Annotated in this window: 10 protein-coding genes and 1 pseudogene; 5 read left to right on the top strand and 6 right to left on the bottom strand. The window is 51.9% G+C overall.

Annotated features, from left to right (window positions below; all coding sequences use genetic code 11):
- The first annotated feature begins 146 nt into the window (after positions 1-146).
- The 5 genes from ACP5SG_RS03965 (at position 147) to ACP5SG_RS03945 (ending at position 4,808) form a co-directional block, all read left to right on the top strand.
- A complete protein-coding gene (locus ACP5SG_RS03965) occupies positions 147-1,124 on the top strand; it encodes a molybdopterin dinucleotide binding domain-containing protein (protein ID WP_428122164.1) in 978 nt (325 codons plus the stop codon).
- Between the two features lie 18 nt (positions 1,125-1,142).
- Positions 1,143-1,922 (top strand): rhodanese-like domain-containing protein, encoded by a 780-nt coding sequence (locus ACP5SG_RS03960; protein ID WP_237887657.1) that lies wholly within the window; start codon positions 1,143-1,145, stop codon positions 1,920-1,922.
- Positions 1,923-2,041: 119 nt separating this feature from the next.
- Positions 2,042-3,415, top strand: a complete 1,374-nt coding sequence (locus ACP5SG_RS03955; RefSeq protein ID WP_428122159.1) for a hypothetical protein — start codon at positions 2,042-2,044, stop codon at positions 3,413-3,415.
- A 168-nt stretch (positions 3,416-3,583) separates the two neighbouring features.
- On the top strand, positions 3,584-3,775 hold the full coding sequence (locus tag ACP5SG_RS03950) for a hypothetical protein (protein WP_428122156.1): 192 nt from the start codon (positions 3,584-3,586) through the stop codon (positions 3,773-3,775).
- Positions 3,753-4,808 carry a hypothetical protein gene (locus ACP5SG_RS03945; protein WP_424661073.1) on the top strand — a complete coding sequence of 352 codons (1,056 nt, stop codon included), beginning with the start codon at positions 3,753-3,755 and terminating at the stop codon, positions 4,806-4,808. The genes ACP5SG_RS03950 and ACP5SG_RS03945 overlap by 23 nt, the downstream gene beginning before the upstream one ends.
- 85 nt (positions 4,809-4,893) lie before the next feature.
- Here ACP5SG_RS03945 and ACP5SG_RS03940 read toward each other — a convergent pair whose 3' ends face one another.
- The 6 genes and pseudogenes from ACP5SG_RS03940 to ACP5SG_RS03915 all read right to left on the bottom strand — a co-directional run.
- Positions 4,894-5,640: a hydrogenase gene (locus ACP5SG_RS03940; RefSeq protein WP_237887666.1), complete on the bottom strand. Its 747-nt coding sequence runs from the start codon at positions 5,638-5,640 to the stop codon at positions 4,894-4,896.
- Positions 5,641-5,677: 37 nt separating this feature from the next.
- Complete coding sequence (locus tag ACP5SG_RS03935; RefSeq protein WP_424661071.1) at positions 5,678-7,252, bottom strand: hydrogenase; 1,575 nt, start codon at positions 7,250-7,252, stop codon at positions 5,678-5,680.
- A complete protein-coding gene (locus tag ACP5SG_RS03930; RefSeq protein ID WP_237887670.1) occupies positions 7,245-8,672 on the bottom strand; it encodes a proton-conducting transporter membrane subunit in 1,428 nt (475 codons plus the stop codon). Before ACP5SG_RS03930 ends, ACP5SG_RS03935 begins: the two co-directional genes overlap by 8 nt.
- Before the next feature lie 12 nt (positions 8,673-8,684).
- Positions 8,685-9,338, bottom strand: coding sequence for a hydrogenase (locus tag ACP5SG_RS03925; RefSeq protein ID WP_237887672.1), 654 nt, complete (start codon positions 9,336-9,338; stop codon positions 8,685-8,687).
- Positions 9,338-10,252, bottom strand: coding sequence for a respiratory chain complex I subunit 1 family protein (locus tag ACP5SG_RS03920; RefSeq protein WP_237887674.1), 915 nt, complete (start codon positions 10,250-10,252; stop codon positions 9,338-9,340). The genes ACP5SG_RS03925 and ACP5SG_RS03920 overlap by 1 nt, the downstream gene beginning before the upstream one ends.
- Before the next feature lie 4 nt (positions 10,253-10,256).
- Positions 10,257-10,926: pseudogene (locus tag ACP5SG_RS03915) on the bottom strand (proton-conducting transporter membrane subunit); the annotation flags it as partial.

The following is a 10,926-nucleotide window of genomic DNA, read 5'->3' as shown; positions in this document are numbered from 1 at the left end:
CTTCCCTGACACCGCTATATGGGAAAGATGGACAACGCAAAGCTGCCCTCCGAACATCTTGACAGCTTCAAGTACTGTGAGACAGCCTGCTGTGAACCCCCCCCACGGAGATATGCACTGTTTTCGGCCAGAAACAGCACATCTCGATGGAGGCCGTGATGCTTGCCATTGCCGAAAAACTGGGGCTTTCCGGTTACGGGCCGGACGGCTTCGGACCAGGCATGCCGTTTACCCATCGGGATGAATATTATCTTAAGTCTGTCGCCAACATCGCCTATGGCAACAAGGCCGGTAAAGACAAGGCGCCCATTGCGGATCAGGAAGAGCTCGAACTCTTCAGAAAGGCAAGGAGGCACCTTTCCAAGGCGGTCTTTGATGAAGAAAGATGGAAAAAGGCCGTTGGCAATGATGAAGATCTCTGGCGCAGGGTCGTCTACGTGCTAAACCGCGGCGGGCGTTTTGAAGACGCAAGCAAGGCATACGAAGGCGACAAGGTAACGCATCAATATAAAAATCAGTTCAACCTGTTCTGTGAGGCGGTGGCCACTGGAAGACACAGCATGACAGGGAAGAACTTCTCCGGTCTTCCAATTGCCGAGCCAGTGCGTGACGCAGCGGGCAGAGATATCCATTTCTCAGGCGAATTTCCATTCCAGCTCTTTACCTACAAACTGATCATGGGCGGTCAGTCAAGAACCATAGGTAACTACTGGACCATGGTGGCCCAGCAGGGGCAGCACTATGTTCAGATGAATAGACGGGATGCAGAGAAATTTGGCCTCAAAGACGGAGACCTGGTGCGTCTTGAGGGACCAACCAACCTCAAAGGGACCATCCCGCTCTTGCCGGGCGTTGAGAAACCTGTGACCGGCGTGCTCAAGACCGAGGAAGGCATACGCCCCGGAACCGTGGCTGTAAGCTGGAGTTACGGCCACTGGGCCTACGGTTCACAGGATGTGTCGGTTGACGGCGCACTTATCAAGGGGGACAAGAGGCGCGCAACAGGTATCTGTCCGAACTCAGTAATGATGGTGGATCAGACAGTCAAAAACACATGCCTCTCCGACCCGATCGGCGGGAGCTGTTCCTTCTATGATTCATGGGTCAGGGTGGTAAGGGCCTGAGGTAAAAGCGCTGACGATATGACAACGAGGACGTTGCTCTACTACACGGTCATCTTCATGACCCTCCTTCTCACACTGGACGGTTGCTCAGGCGATGGGGGCCAAAACCCTCCAGCCCCCGCGCCTGAGAACAGCCGCCAGACTGGGGCATTACCCCCAACAGGGGATGCCGCCTCGCTGATACAAAAGGGAGAAGATGCATTCAAGGCGGCAAGATACAAGGATGCCGTATCATTCTACAGACAGGCCGTCTTGCTGACACAGCCAGGATCCGCGGGGTCTTCAAGGTCTCCAAAGTCACCAAAGTCAGATGATGTCTGTACCCTCTACAACCAGGCGCTTCTGGCCTGGGCCGGGGATCAGTACCTCTCATCCATACCTAAAGACAGATACGAAATCCCGCCTGGGCGATTCTCGGCAGACATAAAGCAGGGCAAAAGGTATTTCATTGTCGATGTAAGGGAACCGTATGAATTCGACAAGGGCCACCTTGAAGGGGCGATAAATATCCCGCTTCGGGAGTTTATGAAACACCTTGATCTGCTTCCAGGGAAAGGGGCCTCGATACTGCTTGTCTGCCATACAGAGAGGCGGGCCAACCATGTGTTGGTGATCTTGAGGGAACTTGGATACTCAAATGTATATGTACTTAAGAGTGGCTATGAGGAATACCTCAAGTGGCTTAAAAATCCAAAAGAAGGGGGTGGTAGTAAACAAAATGGAGGTAAGGGTCCATCATCGCATAAACCTAAAAGTTCACCAAATGGTTCGGATGAAGAAGAGGATTTCGGATGTTGATGGGATGCTGGAGCTGATCACTGTAACATTTTTGTCATAGTCTCGTTACGGCTATGACACAAGAGGCGTTTAATAAAAAAGTATTTCCAACCATCAATAAATAAAAAGGAGGAAGTGAAATGGGAATCGTTTCAAATAGAACCAAGAGGGTGTCATGCCTGGCGTCGATATTCTGCGCGCTTTTGTTCATGACCACGGGCCTTTTTGGGAGCGCATGGGCTGCCGGCAGCTCCGATGACGCTCTTATACAGGTACTCATAAAAAAGGGGATTTTGACCAAGGAGGAGGCTGCTGTCATACAGAAAGAGGCGGCCGTCGCCCAGAAAAAACAGCAGGAAGAGGTGGTGAAAGAGGTATCAAAGAGCGGTGTCGCGCTTCCGGACGCCTTTAAGGGTCTCAGTATCAGCGGGCTCGGCTATATCGACTATTCAACAGGCCAGCAACCGCTTTCGGGCAACAGGTCCAAAAACTTTAACACATTTAATCTCACCCGTGGTTACCTGACTGTCCAGAAGGCGGTCACTCCATGGCTCAGTGGACGCATCACGACCGACATCACTAGGATCAGTACTGTACCTGGTGATAATGACTCCGGAAGCTGGGAGACCAGGATAAAATACCTCTATGTCCAGATGAATCCAAACGACCTAGGTCTGCTCACCAACATGAGGGCGGAGTTTGGGCAGGGCCACAACCCATGGCTTGATTTTGAGGAAAGCATAAATCCATATCGTGCACAGGGCACCATGGCTATAGAGCGGGCTGGTGTCTTTAACTCCGCTGATATGGGCATAAGCATGATAGGCAATATAGGAGGAAAGCTTGCCAATGCCAAGGCTGCGACCGGCAATGGTAATTATGACGGCCGTTACGGGAGCTGGCATATAGGTGTCTTTAACGGAAGCGGATACCATGACGCAGAGGCCAACAACAACAAGGCCCTGGAAGGCAGGATCTCAATCAGACCGCTTCCGGATATGATCCCAGGTTTTCAGGCGAGCTATCTTGGCATGTTCGGCAAGGGCAATAAGGATGGAACCGCAGGCTATGAGCCAAACTATGTGGTCAACATGGGCATGTTGAGCCTGGAAAATCCACTCTACATCCTTACTGCACAGTACTTCCAGACCACAGGCAATGCGGCTGGCACATGGACATTTAAAAGGGCAGATGGCAGCTATGACACACTCAGGACCGAGGGCTATTCTTTCTTCGGAAGGGTGAGATTGCCGTTCATCACAGAGAAACTCGCAGCCTTTGGCCGCTATGACCACTTCGATCAGGACAAGGACAACAAGATCACGAATAACGGCGCATACGACCTCTACATAGCCGGCCTCTCCTATGACATCTACAAAGGAAACATGGTGCTGGCCGACTTTGAATCCACCAACTATGACAACGACACCGGACTGAAGACCAAGATCCCAAGTCTGAACGATAAGCTGGGGAACGACTACAAGTTCCAGGTCGTATATCAATTGGCGTTCTAGGCCTTATTAAATAAGGCACTCTAAAGACCCCCCTGTCCTTTAAGGCTAAACCTTCATGAAGGCCTTAGAGACAAGTTCCGCTGCGGGCGAGATTATTTCGCCCGCATTTTTAAAGTAAAGGGAGGATATGGGAAAGTGGAATTCCTATATAAAAAACTACAATTTGTAATGCCCCTTGTCATAATTGCGGCGTTTTTTATCTTCAGCCCGGCTGTCTTTGCAAATGATGAGGCGTCTATCAACACCCTTATGGAGCAGATGAAAATGATCCAGGCCAGGATGTCCGAACGGGATTCCGCCCTTCACAAACTGGTGGAGGAGACAGAGGCCTTAAAGAGTGAGCTTGCGGATTCAGTTTGAGCCTGGACACACCAATGACAATATTTCTACTACAAATTCCAGTTCTCGCCGCACAGATATCTCCATCCGCCATGCGGTCATGGACTATACGTTCCGGAATGGCGTAGAGGCCAAGGCCGGAATAGTACCCTTGAGCGATGCCTTTGATGATATACTCTTTTCATCTGACTGGGACTACAACCCAGTGGCCCTCTCAATTGAGAAAGACCTCGGCCCTGGCAGGCTCAAGGTCTTCGGCGCACAGCTGAACGAAGGCGACGAGCCCATTGCCCACGATGATTTCTCTCATTACCAGATAGATTATAGATTTAAACCGACAGAGGGTTTTACACTGAACACGGGTGTCACCTGCGCCGATGTAGCTGACGCCTATGGAACGCATACCAAACCACACATCAATTATGGCCTTGGCGCCATGATAGATCTCGGAATGGGCCTGAAGGCCAAGGCCATCCTGCTTGGTTCCCATACCGACAGACATCTCCTTGCGGCCAGCAGAGACGGAGAAGGCCTTGCCTCCAAGATCGAACTCGCAGGAACTGTCGGAAAAGACAGATTTGGCCTCATGGGCACATATGCCTCAGGCGAACGTGACGGCACGGGATTCCTTCCGGTCATGACCCTTGCAAAGACCTATGGTTATTGGGGCTACACAGGGCTTCTGACTGTTCAGGGCCCGACTGACACGGGCTTCGATGGTGATGCAGTCAATATTTCAAATAACGGCTATGGTCTTACCACCTTTCAGACAAAATATATCTTTACATTAAGAGACGACACAGATATCTACCTTGGCGCCGGATGGTTTGGAAACAGCCGCACCCCAGATGGAAGGAGCAGCTATCTTGGGACAGACTTGTTGACCATATTGACCTATCACTTTACCAAGATACTCGCCTTGGATGCAGGGATGGCCTATGCCCATCTGGCCGACGGGGTAAGCGGGTACTCAAAAGGCGTGATTGGAGGAACAGCCTTCAACAGCAATACAGCCAGGGACAAGACGGCGTTTTTTTACAAGACTCCAGGTTAAATTCTGATTATTTGTGTGCGAAGGTTTTGTGTCGGGATTGAATTGCGGATTGCAGTCTTGCTGCGTTGGCACCAATCATTCTGATCTATCTTTCTTTAAAATACCTGATGAGGGCGTTCAGTGTCGTCATCGGGTGCGGAGGGCAGCCCGGAATGTAGAGGTCCACTGGCAGGAGGGTCTCAAGGGGTATGATCTCAGGGCTCCCCCTGAAAGGCCCGCCGGAGATAGCGCAGCTTCCGGCTGCGATTACCAGCTTTGGCGAAGGTACGGCCTCATAGGTCATTAAAAGCGCCCTGGCCATATTCCGGGTGACAGGGCCGGTGACGTGTAACCCGTCAGCGTGGCGCGGGGACGCCACAAACTGGATGCCGAAACGGGAGAGGTCATAAAATGGGGTGTTCAGCACGTTTGTATCCGCCTCGCATGCGTTGCAGCCGCCGGCTGAGACCTGCCGGAGTTGCAGAGACCTGCCGAAAAGGTCTTTGAAGCGCTTCTTTGCATTGGCTGCGATATCCGGGAGATTTCCATCTGTTATCAGGTGATCGCGTTGCGTTGCAGCGAGTTCAAAGTTGTTTGTAAATCTGATGAATTCCCCTTTGGATATCCTTTCGCACAGACCGCAGAAGACACAGCGTCCGAGGTCGATCAGCCTGGTTCCAGGATCAATAGCGTCCTGCGGGCATGAGGCTGCGCACTTCTCTACAATGTTCTGGTCGCAATTGAGGTTCAGCCTTGGGAGACCCTTAAAAGCGGGGTGTAGAGTGACCTCTTTGCCGGGATAATTGCAGGTCTTATAGCCTTGATGAATCCTTGTCCTTATTAATTTAAACATGTTTTCTTGTCCTCAAGAGGGTCATTATGCCCGCCTGTTACAGATCAAATCCGCAGTATGACAGGTTGAAGCTCTTGTTGTTCAAAGGGAAGTCCGATATCTCTTCGTTTCGAAGCGCCAGGGCCAGGCCCATCCAGTTGTGGAATGAAGGGTCTTTGATCTTGTAGCGAAGTATCCCGCCCTTTGAATCCGTGAGCACGCAATGCGAAAGCTCCCCCCGCCAGGCCTCGTTGATTGTCACCACCAACGAATCGGGTTCAAGGGCCGCATCTTCTTCAAGAGGCGCATTTAAGGTCTCTATCGGGCCGCGGCCAGTGAGCAGTTCAATAATATCAAGCGAATGCAGTATCTCTTCATATCTTACCCAGGCCCTGGACAATACGCCCCCGTTGGTCCTTTCATGAAGACATGGGGGCAACTCAGCATACTTTTCAGTTGGAAAATCACGTCTTGCGTCATAATCAATGCCAGAGGCCCTGCCAGCCACGCCTACCATGTCGATTTCCCTGCTCACTACACCGCAGCCTTCAAGACGGGCAAGTACTGTGTGGGCTGTAAAAAGGAGATCGGCCACCTCCAAAATTTCAGGCCTCAGGGCCCTGATCCTGTCAAGGATGAATTGTCTTGAGTCTTCGGAAAGACCCGCCGTTACGCCGCCGGGCCTGATAAGGCCCTTGCCGAACCTGTTGCCGGAGAGGACAAGTAGGAGGTTTAGAAATTCACCCCTTATTCTCCCGAAATATGCGGCGCACGAATTGAACGCCACGTCCCCGCTCAGCGCCCCCAGGTCCCCGACATGGTTGGCTATGCGTTCAAGCTCTAGTGCGACCGTGCGGATTATTTTTGTCCCATCGTCTATTTTTTTACCGCTTAAAGCCTCTATCGCCTGAGAAAAACAAAGGCTGTTTCCTATGGCCGTATCCCCTGCGATACCCTCTGCTATCACGGGCAGCCGTTTAAACGGGACCGAGGCAAGGAGTCTTTCTACCCCGCGGTGCTGATAGCCAAGCTGTATCTCAAGGTGCAAGATCCTTTCTCCGATGCACTGAAAACGGAAATGCCCTGGCTCAATGATCCCTGCATGTACAGGACCCACGGCAACTTCGTGTATCTCTTCGCCCTCTACCTGAAAGTAGGGATAATTTCCTGGTATGTCTTTATTATAGTCGTTGTCGAAGACGTCTTTAACCCCTCGCCAGTTGGTGTGATAACGTACCGGTTTCAGCCATGGGTGCCCGAGCGGGGTCAGGCCGAATTGTTCTGCTATCTCCCGCTCGAAGAGCTGAAATTTTATCTCATGCTGGCTCAGAGACTCGAAGGATTCAGGCGCCGTGGTCTGTATCGCATAGAGATGACCGCCCATTCTCATGACAGCCAGGAGTTGAACCGAGCCCTCTTCTTCATAGCCGAAGAATTCCCTTGAAGGGGCGTTGAAGTTCAAGGAAATATCCTGTTGAACCAGGGGGTCTTCTTTATAGCCAAAAAATTGCACCACCGAGGCGCCCCTGGCTGCTACCCGCAGAAGACCTTTGCAGAAATCAGCGAAATTCAGATAGGGTATGGCCCTGCGGCCGATCATTTCTCCATTTTTGATCTCCAGAAATTTATCCATTTATGCCGCCTCCTATGGTGGAGATGGCCTTTAATATGGTCTGGTAAAGCGTATCAGGCATCCAGATTGAAAGACCTGCAGAGACAAGAAGGAGGATACAGGGCGGCGCAAGGCGCATAAACTTTTCGCCAACCAGCAACTCGCCGTTAAAGTTGCCAAACGACATGCGGATCACGCCCTTTGACGCCCCGGCGAAGACAAGGATGAGGCTTATGATAAAGATGCCGAGGCTGATATATGCACCTTTTCTAAGTGCCCCCAGTATGATCATGAGTTCACTTAAGAATATGCCGAACGGTGGAAAGCCCGAGATGCCGGCAAAACCTCCCATGAATGAGATGGATGTGCCGGGCATGAAGAGCGGCATCCTGCCTGTCTCCTTGATCTTTTTGCTGCCATAGCCAAGAAGTATGTTCCCTGACGTAAGAAACAGCGAAGATTTTATCAGTGCGTGATGAATCAGGTGCAGCATGGCACCGAAGGCTGCAAGTCCGCCTATACCGGTTCCGAATGCGATAACCCCCATGTTTTCGATGCTTGAATAGGCGAGGAGGCGTTTGTAATTATCCTGCTGCATGATGAATACCGCAGCCACCACCATGGATATGAGCCCGAAGACCACGAGGATGCGGCCTGAATACCACCCAAGCCCAGCTGCCTGCATAATTCCGTGTGTCTTGTAGATGCCCAGAAAGGCGCAGTTTAAAAGCGCCCCGGAGAGCAGGGCCGATACAGGACTTGGGGCCTCGCTGTGTGCATCAGGCAGCCAGGTGTGCATTGGGGCGAGCCCCATCTTGGTGCCGTAGCCGATCAGGATAAAAATGAAGCCGGCCTTGAGCCATGTCGGATCAAATCTGCCTGATGCCCTTGCAAGGTCTGTAAAGGTGATTGGCACATTGATGTCGCTTGTATCTATGGCGAGGATGGTGAAAAAGACGCCGAGGAGGGCCAGAGCTATACCGACCGAGCAGATCATGACATACTTCCATGTTGCCTCGAGTGCCTCCTTTGATTTGTGCAGAAAGATAAGCGGCGCGCTCATGAGGGTGGTGGCCTCGATGGCGATCCAGAGGACGATGATGTGGTCAGTCACCGCCACCATGCTCATTGCGCCCAGGAAAAGTAGCATACAGCCTGCAAAGACCGGTTCGTTGTGCATCTCCACCTCTGCCATGTATGAGACGGTGTATGCCGCGATCAACAGGTACAGAAAAGAGGTCACGAGAAGCACTATCTGCCCCTCTGGAGCGATGCCAAAGTAAGGCGCCCAGTAGGGCGCGACGCCCTTCAGCCAGATTGAGGCCGTAAATGCGAGGTGAAAGACCCCGGCCATGATGAGCAGGAAGCGCCCTGCTGTTCGCGGCAGAAAAAAGGTTATGACGCCCAGAAAGACAGGTATGATAAAGATAAGCTCTAACATGGCGATATATTTTTATCCTTTTAGCCGCTCAAGAAACATGGTGTCAGCATCATCGAATGAGCGGCTTATCTGGTGCAATATGATGCCCATAATCATGATCCCGACCAGGAGGTCCAGAAGTACGCCGAATTCCACGATAAACTGTGTATGAGTCTGTTTGGCAAGGGCGGAGCCCGCGAGATATATGCCGTTTTCCATCATGAGATAGCCGATCACCTGGGTAATGGCCTTGCGTCTGGCCATCATCAGAAAGAGACCTGCCGCCAGGGTAGTGAATGCAGCTGGCAGGAGGAGTTGATGGCCGCTTAAACTTACTGGTTCCATACGGTTGCTGATGAAGGTCGCTACAAGGATTATAAAGAGTCCGGTCAGGATGGATGCATGATAGCCTACGATGGGCTCCGCATCCCTCTTGATCGAGACCTTGCGGCTTGCAAACCACAAAAGAAAAGGGATAATCCCGCCCTTGATGGCAATGAGCACCAGGAGAAAACCTATGTCAAGCCAGCTTGTTTGTTCATGCCTTTCCAGCAGAAACGGGACAAGGGAGACAAGCACCCCCTGAAAACTCATGATTCTTATAAATTCCTGAAGCCGGCTGCCGCCAATGGACAAAAGTACGGATAAAAGGATCAGCACAAGCAATACGTCAGGCGTATTGATCATTATTTTAGCTCCAACACGAGGATGGTGGCGAAAAAGGCAAGGGCAAAGGATGTAAGGATGAATTTTGGCACAAGTCCCATCTTGAATCTTGCCGTGATCGATTCTATGACACCGACTAGGGCATAGATTACCGAAATGGCCACAAAAAACGATGCAATGCCGGCAAACCCCACTGTCGGCCTTGAGGGAAGTACCAGGTTGGCAATGAAGGCCGCATAAAAAAAGAGTTTCAGGAATGCCCCAAGTTCGATAAACGCCAGGTCAGGGCCGCTGTGGTCCAGTACCATGACCTCGTGGATCATGGTGAGCTCCAGGTGGGTGGCCGGATCATCAACCGGAACCCTGGAGTTTTCTGCAAGTAGGACCATGAACATTGCAGCGATTACAAGGAGCAGCAGCGCCCCCTCAGGCCGCCAGAGGTTGATGACGTCCGGGCCGGTAAAGTAGCCTGTAAGGCTCAATGAGCCGGTAAGCCGGTAAAAGAGGACAAGGACCGTAAAGACCGCGGCCTCGCACAAAAAGGCAAAATAGGCCTCACGCGCCGCCCCCATGCCTTCAAAGGGCGAGGCCGTGTCCAGCGCCGCGCATATGGTGAAGAAGCGGGCAAGGCCGAAGAGATAGAACACCAGTATGACGTCGCCCTGGAATGAAAGGATGGGGGCTGCCCCGGCAAACGGCATAAAGAGCAGGGCGGTCATGGACGCCGCAAGGGAGATCACAGGGCTTAAACGGAATATAAATGTGGTCGAGGCGCTGTACACTGAGCCTTTGGCAAGGAGCTTCGCCAGGGTGAAATAATTGATGAAGAGAGGCGGGCCCTGCTTTCCGACCAGAAAGGCCTTTACCTTCTGGATGATGGTTGAAAAGAATGGCGCCAGAAAAAGAAAAATAATGAGAAGAACCAGGCCCTCCATAGGATTACCTCCAGAGTCCGGCAAGCAGCAGGGCAGCTATAGCTATCACGATATATGCGATGTAGAGCTGGATGTTGCCGTGCTGTATCCAGCGCAGGTGCCTCATAAGCCGCACTATGGGCAGGGCCATCCAATTGACCTCAAGGTCTTCTGCTATATCATTAAGCCTTGAATGATAGCTTGCCCTTGATGGAAACACCCCTGCCGGACCGATGTATTCCTCATGCACCGGTGCAACCGGCCGAAAAAATTCAAGGATGGATGCGGCAAAAGAGGCGCCGGTGTACTGGATCCTCGGACTCGGCCTGGTGAAGCCGCACCCCCATGTAGGACCAAGGCCCGTCTCTTTCGCCCTGTAAAAACCCTTTCGCATCATGGCGACTATCACAAGTAAGACTAAAAATACTACCGCACCGAGCGAGATATCCTTGCACAAGGTCATCAGGTCTGAATAGATTGTGTTGTCATAAGGCGTCTTTGCAAGTAGCGTGGCCGCCGCCATTGCTGAAGGTCCAACGAACAGGGCCGGGGCGAGTCCTATGGCAATTGAGCACACAGCCAGGATTCCCATTGCGTAAAGCATGGAAGGATCTGATTCGTGCGCCCTTCCGGCCTCATCTGTCCTTGGCTCACCCAGAAAGACGATGCCGATCACCTTTGTAAAACAGGCCACG

This window comes from Dissulfurimicrobium sp. (assembly GCF_049968175.1).
GTDB lineage: Bacteria > Desulfobacterota > Dissulfuribacteria > Dissulfuribacterales > Sh68 > Dissulfurimicrobium > Dissulfurimicrobium hydrothermale.
This window is presented reverse-complemented; position numbering and strand designations above follow the sequence as displayed.

What these genes read in the sequence shown, in the direction of transcription:
- ACP5SG_RS03940 (WP_237887666.1), bottom strand. Translation starts at nt 5,640, where the DNA reads ATGTTTAAATTAATAAGGACAAGGATTCATCAAGGCTATAAGACCTGC.
- ACP5SG_RS03960 (WP_237887657.1), top strand. Translation starts at nt 1,143, where the DNA reads ATGACAACGAGGACGTTGCTCTACTACACGGTCATCTTCATGACCCTC.
- ACP5SG_RS03920 (WP_237887674.1), bottom strand. Translation starts at nt 10,252, where the DNA reads ATGGAGGGCCTGGTTCTTCTCATTATTTTTCTTTTTCTGGCGCCATTC.
- ACP5SG_RS03950 (WP_428122156.1), top strand. Translation starts at nt 3,584, where the DNA reads ATGCCCCTTGTCATAATTGCGGCGTTTTTTATCTTCAGCCCGGCTGTC.
- ACP5SG_RS03955 (WP_428122159.1), top strand. Translation starts at nt 2,042, where the DNA reads ATGGGAATCGTTTCAAATAGAACCAAGAGGGTGTCATGCCTGGCGTCG.
- ACP5SG_RS03925 (WP_237887672.1), bottom strand. Translation starts at nt 9,338, where the DNA reads ATGATCAATACGCCTGACGTATTGCTTGTGCTGATCCTTTTATCCGTA.
- ACP5SG_RS03930 (WP_237887670.1), bottom strand. Translation starts at nt 8,672, where the DNA reads ATGTTAGAGCTTATCTTTATCATACCTGTCTTTCTGGGCGTCATAACC.
- ACP5SG_RS03935 (WP_424661071.1), bottom strand. Translation starts at nt 7,252, where the DNA reads ATGGATAAATTTCTGGAGATCAAAAATGGAGAAATGATCGGCCGCAGG.
- ACP5SG_RS03965 (WP_428122164.1), top strand. Translation starts at nt 147, where the DNA reads ATGGAGGCCGTGATGCTTGCCATTGCCGAAAAACTGGGGCTTTCCGGT.